Here is a 16126-nt window from a genome sequence, read left to right as displayed (position 1 = left end):
TTCCGGTGCCTTCTGGCTCGACTGGGCATTGATCGGGGCCGATCATGCCATGATCGCTGTGTAGTCGGCAGTGACGAGGCCGACACGTCTATGCGGCTCTACCGCTCACTTGCGCAGGCTACGGACCAATATCACGCCGCAGTCCAATTCCATGCCATACCAAGGTATTACTTGGAACGAGAATCCGGCCGATAGCTTCGGCGTATCGAAATCGTCATCCCACCCCACCGAGCAGGGACCGCTGGATCGGACGTCCGATCGACATCAGCCGGTCGGCATCAAAAGCGGGTGGAAGTGACATCTCCGACCCAGCTCTTAGGAAGAACTATGACGACACCGGCCTTGGTCCCAGAGTCATTGCCACGGTCATCGCGGCGCAGCGGCGCCAACGGTGATTACGCCCGTCTGTTGCGCAGGGTCTCCGACGCGGGACTGATGGACCGGCGTCCCGTCTACTACGCCGTCCGGCTCACCGTCGTCGGGATTGCGTTCGCGGCCGGCTGGGTGGCATTCTTCCTCGTCGGCAATTCGTGGTGGACGCTGCTGGTCGCGGCGGTCATGGCGGTGACGTGCGCTCAGGTCGCACTCGTCATGCACGATGTCGCACACCGCCAAGTCTTTCGGCTCCGGCGGCCGGCGGAGATCGTGGGCCGGGTCGTCGGCAATGCCGGCATCGGCCTGGGGTATGGCTGGTGGCAGGACAAGCACACCCGGCATCACGCCAATCCGAACCACGAGGAACTCGACCCAGATGTCGCGCCCGATATTCTGGTCTGGTCCCAACGGCAGGCGCGGGCCAGTCGCGGCCTGCCTCGTCTGATCGGGAGGGCGCAGGCATTCCTGTTCTTCCCCTTACTGATGTTGGAGGGCCTGAACCTCCATGTGGCCGGTGTGCGTGCGCTCGGAAACCGATCGGTGAAACACCGCGGTGTGGAGGGTGCACTGCTCTTCGGCCACTTCGCCGGCTATCTGGCCGCGCTGTTCGCGGTTCTGCCCGACGACAAAGCCTTCGCGTTTCTCGCTGTCCACCAAGCGCTGTTCGGTCTCTACATGGGCTGCGTCTTCGCCCCGAACCACAAGGGTATGCCGACCTTGACCGGCGACGACCGCCCCGACTACCTACGTCGGCAGGTGCTGACCTCTCGCAATGTGCGCGGTGGCGCGTTGACCGACCTCGCCCTCGGCGGGCTCAACTATCAGATCGAGCACCACTTGTTCCCGAGCATGCCGACCCCGAATCTGCGACATGCCCAGGTGATCGTCCGCGATTACTGCGCCGAAATCGGCGTGCCGTACCACGAGACCGGGCTGATCTCCTCATATAGCGAGGCGCTGAGGCACCTGCACTACGTCGGTGCGCCGCTGCGCACCGGCGACTGACACCGGGTGCAGGATGAACCTTCCCCGGCCGGGCGACGCCGACAACGTAGGCCGGGCCTGAGTGGATCGCGCGCGACGGCTGCCTGCCCTCCCTCCCCGCACATGCGGTGGTTGGGTGCCGGAACGGCAGCGGCGTTATTTCGGCGAGCGCACAATGGGGCGTGCGAGGATCTGGTGGGCACCCAATCACGGGAGATGTGATGACCACACTGGAACAGGCGGTGGAACTCGGTCGTGCTGAGAACGGGCTCGCCGTCGTCTCGACCCTCAGATCCGACCAGACCATCCAGTCCACGCTGGTCAATGTCGGGCTGCTGGTTCATCCTTCGACGGGCCGGCCGGTCCTGGGCTTCGTCACCTACGGCAAGGTGAAACTCGCCAATCTACGTGTCCGACCCCAGGTGAGCACCACCTTTCGGCAGGGCTGGGCATGGGCAACGGTGGAGGGCCGCGCTCAGATCGTCGGTCCCGACGATCCGCAGCCAGGAATCGATGCCGAGGGTCTGCGCCGGCTGCTGCGCGATGTGTTCACGGCAGCTGGTGGTGAGCACGACGACTGGGACGAGTACGACCGCGTGATGGTGGCGGAGCGTCGCGCCGCGATCCTGGTCGAACCGAGCCGGGTCTACAGCAACGGCGGCTAGTGCTTTCGACGAAAAGGATTGGGCTATGCGGATATTGAGAACGCCCGACGAACGGTTCGCAGGGCTACCCGACTTCCCGTTCGAACCGCATTACGTCGAGGTGGGGGCCGGTGACGGCACCGTGCTGCGGGTGCACTATCTGGACGAAGGCCCACCCGATGGTGAGATCGTGCTGCTGTTGCACGGCGAACCATCCTGGTCGTATCTGTATCGGCGGATGATTCCGGTCCTGGTGGCGGCTGGCCTGCGCGCGATCGCGATCGACCTGGTCGGTTTCGGCCGCAGTGACAAGCCGGCGGACCGTGACGACTACAGCTACCAGGCGCACGTCGAGTGGACCTGGGCTGCGATCGAGGCGATCGGCCTCGACAGGATCACCCTCATGTGCCAGGACTGGGGCGGATTGATCGGGCTGCGTCTGGTCGGTGAACATTCCGAACGTTTCGCAAGGGTGGTCGCCGCGAACACGTTCTTGCCGACGGGTGACCGCCATCCCGGCGATGCGTTCCTCGCCTGGCAGCGCTTCAGCCAGGACACGCCCAACTTTCAAGCCGGGAAGATCGTCAACGGTGCCTGCCAGACCGACCTCGCTCCCGAGGTGGTCGCCGCCTACGACGCTCCCTTCCCCGACGACACCTACAAGCAGGGCGCCCGCCAGTTCCCGCTACTGGTTCCGACCAGTCCGCAGGATCCTGCTGTCCCCGCCAACCGGGCCGCGTGGGCTGCCCTGGAGACCTTCGAGCGTCCGTTCCTGTGCGCTTTCTCGGACTCCGATCCGATCACGCGCGGCGGCGATAAAGTGTTTTACTCGAAAATCCCTGGCGCCGCCGGATATTCACCCGTGACTATCACTTTCACAGGGCACTTCCTCCAGGAGGACAAAGGCGAAGAACTCGCCGCAGTTGTCGTCGACTTCGTTCGCGCGACTCCGCCGGATGTTCAGCCGATGCGTTGACGTGAGTTCGCCCGACACGATGTGTACGAACTGACTCGCGGGGCGGCTGGCATTCTAGTGTCGTTGCCCCGTGATTCTGTGTCGACAACGGCAGCGGCAGGAGGGCTCAGGCATGGGGGTGCATGATGGTGCCATGACGAGACCGACGTCGTCTTCGGAGAGGGTGACAGAACGAAGGCGAGCGCTGCTGCTAGGCCTGATCGCCGGTTTGCTTGGGGGAGTAGTTGTTACGAACGTGGTGGCGATCGCCCTTTTCATGCACCGCGCTGAAACGGTTCACACGTACTCGGGATCGCCGCCCGGCGAGTACGCCGCTACGGTGCGGCGAGTACACAGTCCGATGGACTACGGCCACTACGAAGTCTGGCTCGGACGCGGAGAGCCCGGTTGGCGCTGACAGTTGCGGTAGGGCCTCGACCATGCCGGCGATCACCGCGCGGGCGATGGTCGCGACGGCCGCGGGATCTCGGTGGAACCGCAGGGGGTCGCTGACGGCCAAGGTGGTCACGATGATCTGCAGCCGATCCAACGGCAGCAGACCGTCGGGCAATCCGGCCTGTACCGTGCGCGCCGCCGCGACCGCGTCTTCGCGATATTGCCAGGGGCCGCTGTCGGTGTCCTCGCCGCTCCACAGCAACTCGGCGACCGCTTCGAATCTGTGGGATGCGGCCAGTTCGACGGCGTCGCGACCGCGGAAATACGGCCGGTCGGTGCCCAATGTGGTGATGCGGGAGCCGATGGCTATCTCGGTCGGCGCGGGTTTGCGGCGCGGTCTTCCACGCCGCGCCAGCTCCTCGATCTCGGCGGGATCGAACAGGCTGCGCCGCCGCTTCGGGTCGTATCGGCGTGTCAGTACACCGCGGCTGCCGTAGGCATAGAGTGTCGCGGGCTTCACACCGAGGCGTTCGGTGGCGGCGGTGGCGTCGATCCACTCCATGGGTTGACCATAATCAATATTGATTGTGGTGGGTGAGGGGCGCACAGTGCATCCATGGATCTTGTACGGCAATTCGAACTGCAGGCGAAGGCCTGTGACAAACTCGGCTCACCGCTGTATGGCTCGCTGCTGCGTGACATCGCCCGTGACATCGGCGAGCGTGGGCCCTGTGCCGCGGTCCTGGACGGCTACGAGAACATTCGCTTCGAATCCGCGCTGCCGCTGCGCTTGCTGGCGGGCGTGCATGCGCTGGTATTGTCCGGCGCCGCAGACGATCTCGCTCCGTTCTATCCGAGCTCAGGAGCCGCGCTGCGTCTGCGTGATCCCGGCGATGCTTGGGTGGCGTTCCGGCAGGTCGTCATCGATCGGCCCGAGTGGATACGTGACTGGCTTACCCGGCCGCCGCAGACCAATGAGGTCGGCAGGGCCGTTCCGCTGATGGCCGGGTTGCTGGCGGCGGTGGATGCGAACCCATTGCCGATCCGGTTGCTGGAGTTGGGGGCCAGCGGCGGACTCAATCTGCGCGCCGACCATTTCCGTTGGGACAGTGGGGATATCGGATGGGGGCCCGAGGATTCGCCGGTTATCATCGACGATGCCTGGCGGGGGCCGGTGCCGCAGTGGCTGGTCGGGGCCGTGCGCCGCCATCCGCGTGTCACTGTCGTCGAGCGTCGGGGTTGCGATCCGACGCCGTTGGATCCGTTGTCGCCGCGCGATTCGTTTGCGTTGCGTGCCTATGTCTGGCCGGATCATTTCGCGCGTGCGGCCCGGCTCGAGGGGGCTTTGCGGCTCGCCGAGAAGATTCCCGCCGATATCGTCGTTACCGGTGCCAGGGATTTCCTCGCCGACATCCAACTGATGCCCGGGACACTGACCCTCGTCTGGCATTCGGTGATGAGTCAGTACGTGAACGAGGACGAATGGCAGGCGGTCACCGCAGAGCTCGAACGACTGGCCGCCGCGTCGCGTCCGGATGCCGGATTCGCCTGTGTCGCTTTCGAACCCCAGAACAATTCTGATGATCGCAACGGTTTCCGGCTCACGGTCCGGCTCGGCGGTGCCGAGCCGGTCGTGCTGGCTCGTGCGATGCCGCACGGTGTTCCAGCTTTCGCCTATCCGAAGGACAGCGAAGCGTGAGGTGAGTGCGCCGGACTCGCGAGCGGCGTAGTAGCCCGGAGCCATCAATTGGCGGTGCGCCGCCAGCAACAGATCGAGCGTGACCGGCTTGGTATCGGCAATCGGCACTGGCCGTCGGTGCAGGTTCGTCGCAGTCGTCCGCGCGAGATCGTCTGCGCCAGACCGATTGCCCAGCAGGTGGGGCAGCCGCGCAGGGCGACGACGCCGGCCGGCAGCAGGAGCAGTGCGATCAGGCCGAAGGCGGGAATCGATGCGATCGACGCCACGATCAGTCCGAATCCGATCGCTCCGCGCGTCAGATGCACGGCCACCGAGCTGCTAGCGAATATTGATTCCTCTTGTCCGGCACTGTCTTTCATTGCGGTGTGCTCTCATTCGGAACTTCGAGCTGGGTGCGGAGGGTGGTGCGGGCGCGGTGGAGCCGGGATTTCATTGCCGCCGTACTCAATCCGAGGGCTCTGGCCACGGTGCTTCCGGGCAGCCCCTGCACATCGCGCATGATCAGCACCTGTCGCTGATCATCGGGCAGCGCGGCGATAGCGGTGGTGACGCGCTCGATTTCCCAGCGGGCCAGCACATCGTCCTCGGCGGACGCGGTGAGGGTTTCGACGGCTGTTTCACGGCGGACCGGGGAGCGCAGGCGGCGCATGCATTCGTTGCGCACGATGCGGAACATCCACGAGGCGAGGGCGCCGGCCGCACGCAACGTTCCGATTTTCCGGAACAGCACGATTATCGCTTCCTGCGCCGCGTCCTCGGCGTCCTGACTGTTGGCGCACAGTGAGAGCGCGAAGCGCTGGACGTGGGGATAGGAGCCCGAGACCAACGCGGCGATCGATACCTGGTCTCCGTCGCGGGCCGCGGCGACGAGTTGTTCCTCCGGCCACGGAGTTCTCGTGAAATCAGCCACGGGAACGCCTCCGACGCAGGATGAGCATGCAACTGCACAGTAGTCCGGCCGCGACCACCACGGCGACGACGACAACAACCATTCCGACCTCCTTCGATCCGCGGGCCCGGTTGCCCGCACATCTATAAGAGGGTTGAGGCGCGGAAAGGATTCGCGGTCGCCGCGATCATCAGCGTTGGTCCCGGGTCAGCTCCCGTGCCGAGACCGCCCGTCTGAACCGTGGATTCGCGGTCCGATCAGTCGACGCCACCAGCACCCTGAGTACCCGATCAACACGACGAAGTGACGCTAGCCACTGCATCGTCCGTGCCACGACCCGGCCCGCTCGCGCTGCTCGAGCCGACTACCTCATCGACGGCAGATTTCTCCGTGTCCCGATCAGCCCTCCTGAGTAGGTACCGATCGAAACTCCGCCGCCCCGGCTTTCGCCGAGACGACGGGGTTTTTGTTCGGGTCGAGCCATGCGCGGCCGCCGGTGGCGACTGCTTCGCTGCGGCGCAGTACTAGCGGTTCAGAACTCGCAGTACCGAGGGCAGCTCGCCGGTGTGTACGACGCCGAGGCGCTGGGTGGCGCGGGTCAACGCGACATACAGATCGTTGAGACCTCGTGGCGATTCCGCGAGGATCTCTGTGGGCTCGACGAGATACACCGCGTCGAACTCCAAACCCTTGACGTCGTGCACCGTGAGCACTCGCACCGATTCGCCCGCCAGATCGGCGAGCTTCGGGACAAGGTCGTGCGGCGCGATGACCGCGGTGGTGCCCGGGCCGTGTTCGGTGGCCACCAATCGTGCGACCTCGCCATACAACTGGCCTGCGGTGACCGGGTAGGCGCGCGGTGGTTGCCCGGTCTCGCGGACCGAGCGCGGCGACGTCACCGTCGGGTCGATGGCGTTGAGCACGTCCGCGGCGATGTCCATGATCTCCGCCGGTGTCCGATAGTTCACCGTCAACTCGGTCAGCTTCCAGCGTTTGGCGACATAGGGTTCCAGCATCGTCTGCCACGACGACGCGCCCGCCGGGTCACCGGTTTGCGCCACGTCGCCGACGACGGTGATCCAGCGATTCGGGATGCGGCGCATCACCATTCGCCAGGCCATTTCCGAGAGTTCCTGCGCCTCGTCCACGATCACATGGCCGTAGGTCCAGGTGCGGTCACCCGCGGCGCGTTCGGCGGTGGTCTGCCTGGCCCGCACGTTCTGGCGTTCGGCGAGCTGGCTCGCATCGATGAGGTCGTAGGCCATCAAGATCTCGGGGTCGAGCTCGTCCTCCAAATCCTGTGGCGCGGAACCGGTCAGAATGTCCAGCGCGTCCTGTGCCTCGGCCAGCTGCGCTCGCCAACGCCGTTTCGCGCGTTCGCGTTCCTCGGCGTCGTCGACGCCGAGCAGCTCGGCCAATTCGTCGAGCAGCGGCGCGTCGGCCGCGCTGAATTCACCGTTGTCGGGCCGCAGCAGCTCGGTCCGGTCGGCCGGGGCGAGGCTGTTCGCGACGCGGTCGAGGGCCTTCCGGTCGGCGAGGAGGTCGGCGAGTACGTCCTGTGGCGAGAGAATCGGCCACAGCTTGCCGATGGCCGCCTGGATTGCGGGATCGGTGCGCATCTCGTCCCGGATTTCGGCGAGATCGGTTCGGCTGAGCAAACTTTGGCCACCGGACAGGTCGGCGCCCATGGTTTGGGCCAGCTGGTCGGCAAGTGCGTCGAGTACCGAGCTCGCGAAGATCGGCCGGGCCAGGTTGTGCGGTCGGCGCGAGGAACGCGCTCGCCCGCGAGCCCGGGTCGCGATTTTGCGGTCGAGGGTGACCGGGTAGCCGTCGAAGCTCAGCCGGATCGGCTCGGTCGGCACCGCCTGTCGATCGCGTACGGCCCGCTTGAGTACCTCGAGAATGGCCAGCGAGCCCTTGATCTCACCGGCACGCAATGAGTCCTCGCGCGTCGCCTTCACGCCCGGATACAGGTCGCCGACGGTGGACAGCAGCACGCCGGTTTCGCCGAGTGAGGGCAGCACCTGGCCGATGTAATCCAGGAACGTCGCGTTCGGGCCGATGATCAGCACGCCGGCCTTGGCCAGCTGCTGGCGGTAGGTGTAGAGCAGGAACGCGGCACGGTGCAGTGCGACGGCAGTCTTGCCGGTGCCCGGTCCGCCCTGCACCACCAGCACGCTCTTGTGCTCGGAGCGGATGATCGCGTCCTGCTCATGCTGAATGGTCTCGACGATGTCGTTCATATGGCCGGTGCGGGCGGCATTGAGCGCCGCGAGCAGGGCGCTCTCGCTACCGACGCCGCCGCCGGAGTCGGTAGCCCCGGCGATCTGGGCGGCGTCGAGATCGAGGTATTCATCGTTGATCGCGGTGACCTGGCGGTTACGGGACCGAATATGCCGTCGGCGAGTCACCCCATCCGGTGCCGCTGTGGTCGCCAGATAGAACGGGCGGGCCAGCGGCGCACGCCAATCCAGCAGCAGCGTTTCGTAGTCGTCTTTCTCGTCGAGAATTCCGAGCCTGCCGATATAGCGGTGCTCACCATCCAGATCGATCCGCCCGAAACACAGGCCGTGTTCGGCGGCATCATATTTGGCCAGGTCCTCGGTGTAGAGCTGGCTGAACGATTCGCGTTCGCTACGAGCCTGCGGAGTGCCGCCGGTTTCGAGCAGGACAGTACGCAACCGGTTGTCGGCATAATCGCGCATGCCGTCGAGCCGTTCATACAGCACCGACAGATACGCCTTTTCGTGGTCGATGTCGCGGTTCCGCTCGGGCGCGCCGTTGGTTGCGGCGCGGTCCTGACCGCTTGCGACTGCTTGCAGGTCGTTCGAGACGGCCTGTAGACGGTCGGGCAAACTGAACTCCTTGTCACCGCGATGAGCGCGCGCAGTCCGACGGGCGGAGTACACGGGAACGCTCGGAAAACAGAGTTATCGAGTCTACTGCGGGTTCGGGGTGCTCGCCGTAATCGCAGGTGCGGCGCCCGGTGTCGTGTCGCCGACGGCCGTGACGAAATGCCGCAATCATCGAGGAGACCTTCAGGAAGCGTGGGTGTTGTCGGTACGGCGGCCGAGGGCGGTGCCTTCGCGGTGCCTGGCCGGTTTGGCGCGGTACATCGCCAGGTCGGCGTCGTGCAGTACCGCTTCCGGGGTTCGATTGTCGCCTGGCGTGAGTTCGGTGACCCCGATCGAGGCGTTCACCTCGATGCGATGGCCGCGCGCGATGATCGGTTCGGACATCGCCCCACGTAGCCGCGTCACCAGCGCCTCGACATCGACATGCCGGACCGGACCGGACAGCAGCACCAGGAATTCGTCGCCGCCGAGCCTGCCGACGAGGTCATCACCGCGCAACGATCGTTGCAGCCGCTGCGCGACGATCTGCAGCACGGTATCGCCGATCGCGTGGCCGAGCGTGTCGTTGATTTCCTTGAATCCGTCCAGATCGATGAACATCACCGACGACACCGGCAACGCGTCACCGGTGGCGAGCGCACCGGACAGCTGCGACAGGATCAGCGACCGGTTGGCCAGTCCGGTCAGCGAATCGTGGGTGGCCTGGTATTCCAATTGCCTTCTGCTGGCCCGGAATTCGGTGATGTCAGCGAAGGAGGACACGGCAGGGGAGTGGGGGTCTCCCGGATTGAGTAGCCGGCTACTGCCCGACAACCAGCGTCGCTGCCCGTCCGGCCGATCGACGCCGAAGATGTAGCCGGTGATCGTTTCGCCGGTGGCCAGCGTGCGCGCGACCGGATGCCGGGTCGCGGGCAGCGGCTGTGCGTTGGCGTCGAGCAGTGCCAGCGGCAGCCCGGCGATCACCATGCCGACCAGATCGCCGATCCGATCGTCGGTGCCGAATATCCGCTGTGCGGCCGGATTGGCCGATTCGATGCGTCCGTCGCGGCCGATCACCACGACGCCTTCCTCGAGCTGCGAGACAACGGTGGTGAAGTGTTGTTCGGCACGCCGCGCGGCGGTCTCCGCTGCGCGCTGTGCGGTGAGATCGTGCACGATCACCTGATAGGCGAGATGGTTGTGCCAGCCGGTGAGTACCGAGACCGTCTCGACGGGGACGGTGTCGCCGTCCAGCCGCATCAGCGTCATCTCGGCGGGCTCGGAGGCATCGCCGGAATGCGCCAGGGTGCTGATGCGTTCGATCATGCCGAGCACCGAACGGGGATGGACGAACTGGGTCAGCGGCTGCCCGACGACCTCGTCCGCGTCTCTCGCGGCCAGTATCCGCACCATCGCCGCGTTCACATAGACGACGGTGCCGCGCTCGTGCACACAGATGCCGTCGGGTGTGTGCTCGAGCAGGGATTGATATCGCAGGGCCAGTTGATCGGCGTCAACCGCGCCGTCGGTTTTGTCCTCACGCACTCGAACCCCCGATCATCGACCCGCTCATGGTCATTGGAACATGGGATTATTCTGGTCTCGACGTGTGCAAGATCACACTATCGACGCTATTGCTTCGATCACAGTTCGGGCACGCTATCGGGCCTTGTCTGATGATCATTACAAATCCGGTTCCCGTGAACATCATCTCGTGCCGACCGGCTGGTCAGCCCGGGGATCGGCGAAGGAGCGATGCTATGCCTGGCCCGAACGAGCGTACCGAACAGCAGTATCAAGATCATATGACCATCGCCGGAATCGGTGCGGTAACTGCGTACGGCTGGGGTCGGGAAGATTTGTGGCGGGGGTTGCTCAGCGGCAAATCGGCGGCGGGCCTGCAGTCCGGGTACGGGCCGGGACGCGACCAGAACGCATGGGTTTCGCTGATTCCGGAGGGCGGCGACCCGGCGGTCAGCACTAGTCGCTACGCGCGCGCCATGCACGAATCCGCGCGCGAGGCGATCGCGGACGCGACCGAGCGCGGCTGGCGGCCCGGACGCACGGTCGGGCTGTTGCACGCGATTGTGCTCGGCGATGTCGTGAACTGGCGGGATTTCTACACCGTCGATCACGGGCATCGTCGTTCCCGCGACTACCTGCGGCTGCTGCCATCCACGCCGATCTCGGTGTTGTTGCAGGAATACGGGTTTCATGGTCCGGCGATGAATGTCTCGGCGGCCTGTAGTTCGGCGAACGTCGCGCTGATCACCGCCAAGCTTTGGCTGGACGCCGGTGTCGCCGACGACGTGATTTGTGTCGCCACCGATATGTCGGCCACACCCGACATGCTCGAGCACTTCGTCGAGCTGGGTGCTGCGGTCGCCGATGCGGATCCGCTGGAGGCATCCCGGCCGTTCCAGGAGGGCAGCCGTGGTTTCAGCATGGGGGAGGCGTCGGTGGCGTTCGTCCTGAGTCGCTCGGTCGAACGTCCGTACGCGGCGGTGCTCGGCGGTGGTATGACCAATGACGCGCACCACGTGATTTCGGTCGAGCCCGGCCACGACCAGATCTTCGAATGCGCCCGGCGGGCATTGGCCAACGCCGATGTCGCCCCGCATGAGGTCCGCTATTTCAACGCACACGGCACCGGCACCAAGCAGTGCGACGCGGCCGAACGAGACCTACTGGGCCGGATATTCGGTGATCGTCCAGAGGTCTACGCGATCAAACCGCTGGTCGGACACTGCCAAGGTGCGTCGGCGGCCGTCGAGGTGGCGGCGGCCGCGCTCGGCTACGAGCGGGGCATTGTGCCCGCGGCGCCGACCGTGGCGCCCGGCTACGCCCGATTGCTCGATGGTCCGGCGAAGTTCGACGGCGGTGTGACGGCGAAGTTGTCGTTGGGTATGGGTGGGCACAATTCGATGGTGGTGCTCGGGCCGGTCTGACGTAAGCCGGGCGCGCCGAACCGGCGCGAACGACTACCCGTTTGGCGGGTGACCGGCGCTCCAAGCCGGTCCAGGTTGTCCGATTGGGGACTTTCGGCCCTGTTCAGGGCGGCGTCGTGGTGGTGAGGTGGGCGCGCCGAGAGAATAGAAAGCAGGAGTGTCCTATGAATTCGTCCGAAAGGGAGCAGGGTTCGGAGCTGTCGGGTTCGACCGAGGTCTTGCGTTCGACCGAGGTGTGGGCGACCGCGGCAGACCCGGAACTCGCGGTGACCACCCGCGGTCAGGTGCCACCCGCGGATGTAACCAGGGCGGTACGGGCGATCGGGCGGGTATTGCGCAGGCATCATGTCGACACCGCGGCGCGGGTGCGGGTAACCCAGCCCGCGGACGCCGCGGAACCGACGCTTGTACAGGCGAATATCCGTTTCCATAACACGCCGACGCGTGTGCAGGTGACCGGGCCGCGAGGGTTCGCGGTGACCTTTGCCGTCGAGCGGCTGGACCGGCAGATCGCCAGGCTGGCGACCAAGCAGTCGCGCTCCTGGCCGGATCCGGCCCGCCCGCCACTGGCTCGCATCACCGAGTCGCGCCCGATCGTGCGCAGAAAACAGTGCGCGCTGCTCACCGGAACCCCCGCCGAGGCGACAGCCGTGTTGGACGCGATGGACTACGACGCCTATCTGTTCACCGATTCCGAGACCGGCGAAGACGCGATCGTGCACTGGGCCCAATCTCTCGGCGTGCGCCTGACCCGGCAGCGCACCACCACCTCGCCGGAAGTAATCGCACATGCCTCGTTGACGACGAATCCGCTACCACTACAGGTGGATTCGGAGCCCGCGCGCGTCTCGACCGAGGATGAGGCGGCACAGCAGCTTTGCCGCGGCGGACTGCCCTTCCTGTTCTTCACCGATGCCGATACCGCGCGCGGCCGGTTGCTCTACCGCCGCTACGACGGTGACCTCACCATCGTCGTGCCCGCTGGATCGGCGTAGGAGGAAGCGTCGCGCGGTCCGGTGCAGGCGCGACAGTCGCATAACGGCGCAGTCGGACGTCGTCTGTCCCGGCTCCCCGCTGCGAGTAGGCGCGTCTGCGTTCGGCATGGCGGCAGCGGTGTGGGGATGGGCCCTAGTTGTTGCGGGTCAGGACGTTGTTGACGCTCGAGCTGGTCGACGTGGGGGATCGGTTTGTGGCGATGATGAGTGCGCTGGCGGCGAGTGGGGGCAGTGCCCACAGTGTTGCGGTGATGTAGCCGTTTTGGGTGGGAAGTATGGTGCCGTCCAGTGTGGTGGCGGCGAGTAGGAATCCGGCGAGTGCGCTGCCGATGCTCATTCCGATGCTGCGGGCGATCTGGTTGATCGAGAGCACGCTGGCTGTTTCTTCCTGGGGCACACCGACGAGGACGAGCTTGGGCATCACCGCGAAGACGCCTCCGACGGCGAAGCCGAGTAGGGCGATCGCGGCGAGGACGGCGAGGAGTGACTGGTTGGCGGCGGCGAAAAGCAGTGCGCTGGCGACGGCGATCACGACCGAGAACGCGTACGTCCAACGTTCGGTGATGCGCGCGATGAGACGCGGCACCGATTTCCCGGCGACGAACCCGAGGAGCGAGAACGGGATCAACGCTGCGCCGGCAGCGACACCGGGAAGCGCGAATCCGTAGTGGGCGCCAGCGGGGGTCTGCGCATAGCGCGTGAACAGGCTGAACAGCAGGTACAAACCTGTCCCGGCCACGAGAATCGCCAGGTTCGCGCGCAGGACGGGCCCTTGACCGAGCAGCCGCAGGTTCACCAGCGGCGCTGTGGTGTGCAGTTCGATGAACGCCCACATGGCCAGGACCGCGACGGAACCGGCGAGGATGCCGCCGGCCAACCACGCGGTCGCCCATATCGAGGGTTCCGCGATGACCAGGAGGAGCCCGAGGGTGCCGAGAGCGAGGAGCAGCGCGCCGGTGACGTCGATCCGGGGCAGCTCCCCGGGCGCGTCAACGGGCAGTGTCCGCCAGGCGATGGTCAGCGCGGCTGCGGATAGGAGGAGTCCGAGTCCGTATGCGGCGCGCAGGCCTGCGAGTTGGTCGAGAAGACTGATCGCCGGGTAGCCGACTCCGATGCCTACAGTCGATGCGACCGATAATGCGGCGATCGTCGACGCCGAGCGCTCGGGTGGCAGGTGTGTGCGGGCAACGCTCATCAACAGCGCCGACACCGCGACCGCGAGCCCCTGCAATCCGCGTCCGATCAACAACGCCGCGAACGGCAGCGGGAGTACCGTCAGTAGTCCACCCAGCGTGACCAGGGCGAGTGTGGCCAGGATCGTGGCACGGCGGCGCGGGCCGCTGCCGAGCCTGCCGAGAACCGGGCCCGCGATCGCGCCGCTGAACAGCGTCACCGTCAAGGTCCACTGCGCAGCATCGAGGGACACGTGCATTCCCGTGGCGACCGGAGTGATGAGGGGCGCTCCGACACTGCCGATCACCGCGCCCGCCAACGCTGTGCATACCAGTGCGACGCTCAGCCGTCCGTCCTGCTGGACGGAGACGTCGCTGCGGCTGTCCATGCGGCAGCTCATCGGTTTGTCTCGGTGGTGACGTGCGCGAACAGACCCGACTGGATCCGGGTACGGACACCATCGGCCCATGCCGCGTCGACCTGCTCGATGTCCATCGCGGCGCCGGCGTTCAGCAGCATCCCGAATGCGAGGAAGGTCTTCACGGTCACCGGATCGAGTCCGGTGCCGTCCCCGGCTGTGCCCCACATTCGTGCGAAACATGCCCGCACCGAATCTCTCACCTCCGGATCGCCACACGCGGCGAAGCCCTGAAGCTGCAACAACAACCCGGTCCGATCGGCCGGCAGGTCGAAGTACTGGGCGCCCATCACCGAGAGCGCATCCAGGCCGGTCTTCCCTTCGCCCGCATCTCGCATCCCGTCGCTCACCCGCTCGAACGCCGCCTGGACCAGCTCCAGGAACAGGGCTTTCTTCGTCCCGAACATCCGGAAGATATACGCCTGCGTGATCCCCGCCTCTCTCGCGATCGCCTCTGTCGACGCTCCGTGCAACCCGTGTTCCGCGAACTCCTTCGCGGCAATGGCGAGTACCTGGGCGCGCCGTTCGGTTCCACTCATCCGTTCAGCCATTTTGACAAGTTACCAGTTACTAACTACTAAATAGATCCGGATCGAAGCGATGCGCCGACACTTCAAGTGGTCGGCGTCTCGGATTACCTTCGAGCTCAACGACACCGGGATTGAGATCAGCCGCCGCACTGTCCCCCGGATCATCCGCAGCCTCGGGCTGAACCGGCGAAGATTCATCGACCCCGACGGCGACAGCAACCGCCGTCCCCGTCCGATAGTCGCCAAACGCCCTGGCCACCTGGTTCACGTCGATGTGAAGAAGGTCGGCGCATCCCCGACGGCGGCGGGTGGCGCACCCACGCCCGCGGCTTCGAGCAAGCTCGAGCAGCAGCACGGCACACCCGAGGAGTTCCTCAACGCCCGCACCTGGACCTCAGAAAAGCAACGATCAGATGCCGTTGCAGTGTGGAACGCGCACTACAACTGTCATCGACCCCACGGAGCCGCCGACGATCAGCCGCCCGCTTCACGTGCTCCGATCGGCGTAACGAACGTCATGCCCTACACCTAGTCGCGGAGCTTGGTGGCCAGCAATGCTGCCTGGGTGCGCCGCTGCATCCCTAGTTTGGCCAATAGCCGCGACATGTAATTCTTGACGGTCTTCTCCGCAAGGAACATTCGAGCCGCGATCTGCCGATTGGTGAGCCCCTCACCGAGCAGCGCGAGCAGCCTGCGTTCCTGCTCGGTGAGTACGGCAAGCGGGCCACCGGTGCAGCTGCTGAGGCGCGCTCGCAGTGCGGCGGTCGCGCGAGCGTCCAGCAGTGAATTCCCGCCGCCGACCGCTCTGATGGCTTCGATCAGTTCCGTGCCGTCGATGTTCTTGACGATGTAGCCGGACGCGCCGGCAAGTCCGGCGTCCAGCATGGTGTTTTCGTCGCTGTAGGCGGTGAGGATCAGGCAGTGCAGGCCCTCGATATCGGTGAGCAGATCGCGGCACAGGTCGATGCCGTTGCCGTCGGGCAGCCGCACGTCGAGCACCGCGACATCGGGGCGCAGCGCGCGGATGCCGATCATCGCCTGCGTGACATTGCCCGCCTCGCCGACGACCGTGAGCTCGGGATCGTCTGCGAGTAGGTCGATGAGACCGCGTCGGACGATCTCGTGGTCGTCGACGAGGAACACCTTGATCACGCCGACCTCCCGTGTGCCGCAGGGTTTTCCGACAACCCCACGCCGTGACGGTAGCCGGTCTGTGCGGAGCCGGGGTGGTAAAGACTCCTCAGATCGGTGAATTCATCGGCGGGAGTCGCACTGTGATGCTGAAT

At 65.7% G+C, this 16126-nt stretch carries 14 protein-coding genes and 1 pseudogene; 7 read left to right on the top strand and 8 right to left on the bottom strand.

From position 1 onward, the window contains the following. Window positions 1–327 precede the first annotated feature (327 nt). The 3 genes from LKE06_RS19400 (at window position 328) to LKE06_RS19390 (ending at window position 2979) form a co-directional block, all read left to right on the top strand. Window positions 328–1380 carry a fatty acid desaturase family protein gene (locus tag LKE06_RS19400; RefSeq protein ID WP_228000723.1) on the top strand — a complete coding sequence of 351 codons (1053 nt, stop codon included), beginning with the start codon at window positions 328–330 and terminating at the stop codon, window positions 1378–1380. A gap of 200 nt (window positions 1381–1580) precedes the next feature. Beyond that, entirely contained in the window at window positions 1581–2024 is a 444-nt protein-coding gene (locus LKE06_RS19395; protein WP_228000722.1) for a TIGR03618 family F420-dependent PPOX class oxidoreductase, read from the top strand. Between the two features lie 25 nt (window positions 2025–2049). Further along, a complete protein-coding gene (locus LKE06_RS19390; RefSeq protein ID WP_228000721.1) occupies window positions 2050–2979 on the top strand; it encodes a haloalkane dehalogenase in 930 nt (309 codons plus the stop codon). A 190-nt stretch (window positions 2980–3169) separates the two neighbouring features. Here LKE06_RS19390 and LKE06_RS19385 read toward each other — a convergent pair whose 3' ends face one another. Further along, window positions 3170–3916, bottom strand: coding sequence for a citrate/2-methylcitrate synthase (locus tag LKE06_RS19385; protein WP_228000720.1), 747 nt, complete (start codon window positions 3914–3916; stop codon window positions 3170–3172). Window positions 3917–3970: 54 nt separating this feature from the next. Between LKE06_RS19385 and LKE06_RS19380 the strand changes: the two genes are divergently transcribed. Beyond that, a complete protein-coding gene (locus LKE06_RS19380; protein WP_228000719.1) occupies window positions 3971–5053 on the top strand; it encodes a DUF2332 domain-containing protein in 1083 nt (360 codons plus the stop codon). 44 nt (window positions 5054–5097) lie between these two features. Here the strand turns inward: LKE06_RS19380 and LKE06_RS19375 are convergent, their stop codons facing one another. The 4 genes from LKE06_RS19375 to LKE06_RS19360 all read right to left on the bottom strand — a co-directional run bounded on the left by LKE06_RS19375 (window position 5098) and on the right by LKE06_RS19360 (window position 10321). Then, window positions 5098–5319 (bottom strand): hypothetical protein, encoded by a 222-nt coding sequence (locus LKE06_RS19375; RefSeq protein ID WP_228000718.1) that lies wholly within the window; start codon window positions 5317–5319, stop codon window positions 5098–5100. Between the two features lie 89 nt (window positions 5320–5408). Next, a complete protein-coding gene (locus LKE06_RS19370) occupies window positions 5409–5963 on the bottom strand; it encodes an RNA polymerase sigma factor (protein ID WP_228000717.1) in 555 nt (184 codons plus the stop codon). Between the two features lie 503 nt (window positions 5964–6466). Then, window positions 6467–8698 carry a HelD family protein gene (locus LKE06_RS19365; protein ID WP_228000957.1) on the bottom strand — a complete coding sequence of 744 codons (2232 nt, stop codon included), beginning with the start codon at window positions 8696–8698 and terminating at the stop codon, window positions 6467–6469. A gap of 282 nt (window positions 8699–8980) precedes the next feature. Then, complete coding sequence (locus tag LKE06_RS19360; RefSeq protein WP_228000716.1) at window positions 8981–10321, bottom strand: diguanylate cyclase domain-containing protein; 1341 nt, start codon at window positions 10319–10321, stop codon at window positions 8981–8983. A gap of 215 nt (window positions 10322–10536) precedes the next feature. Between LKE06_RS19360 and LKE06_RS19355 the strand changes: the two genes are divergently transcribed. Together LKE06_RS19355 and LKE06_RS19350 are read left to right on the top strand one after the other, a co-directional pair. Then, window positions 10537–11724 (top strand): beta-ketoacyl synthase N-terminal-like domain-containing protein, encoded by a 1188-nt coding sequence (locus LKE06_RS19355; protein WP_228000715.1) that lies wholly within the window; start codon window positions 10537–10539, stop codon window positions 11722–11724. Window positions 11725–11888: 164 nt separating this feature from the next. Beyond that, window positions 11889–12719 carry a sigma 54 modulation/S30EA ribosomal C-terminal domain-containing protein gene (locus LKE06_RS19350; RefSeq protein WP_228000714.1) on the top strand — a complete coding sequence of 277 codons (831 nt, stop codon included), beginning with the start codon at window positions 11889–11891 and terminating at the stop codon, window positions 12717–12719. 133 nt (window positions 12720–12852) lie between these two features. On the opposite strand, the gene LKE06_RS19345 is transcribed toward LKE06_RS19350, so the two are convergent. Then, window positions 12853–14280: an MFS transporter gene (locus tag LKE06_RS19345; protein WP_228000713.1), complete on the bottom strand. Its 1428-nt coding sequence runs from the start codon at window positions 14278–14280 to the stop codon at window positions 12853–12855. An 8-nt stretch (window positions 14281–14288) separates the two neighbouring features. Beyond that, window positions 14289–14849, bottom strand: a complete 561-nt coding sequence (locus LKE06_RS19340; protein WP_228000712.1) for a TetR/AcrR family transcriptional regulator — start codon at window positions 14847–14849, stop codon at window positions 14289–14291. Window positions 14850–14895: 46 nt separating this feature from the next. Between LKE06_RS19340 and LKE06_RS19335 the strand changes: the two are divergent. After that, window positions 14896–15372 (top strand): annotated as a pseudogene (locus LKE06_RS19335) (transposase family protein); the annotation flags it as partial. Here LKE06_RS19335 and LKE06_RS19330 read toward each other — a convergent pair. After that, window positions 15369–15992: a response regulator transcription factor gene (locus LKE06_RS19330; protein WP_228000711.1), complete on the bottom strand. Its 624-nt coding sequence runs from the start codon at window positions 15990–15992 to the stop codon at window positions 15369–15371. The pseudogene LKE06_RS19335 and the gene LKE06_RS19330 sit on opposite strands and share 4 nt — an antisense overlap. Between the last annotated feature and the right edge of the window lie 134 nt (window positions 15993–16126).

It is taken from the genome of Nocardia australiensis (genome assembly GCF_020733705.1).
GTDB classification, from domain to species: domain Bacteria; phylum Actinomycetota; class Actinomycetes; order Mycobacteriales; family Mycobacteriaceae; genus Nocardia; species Nocardia australiensis.
Note: the sequence above shows the minus strand (reverse complement) of the source record. Positions and strands in the feature narration are given on the sequence as shown.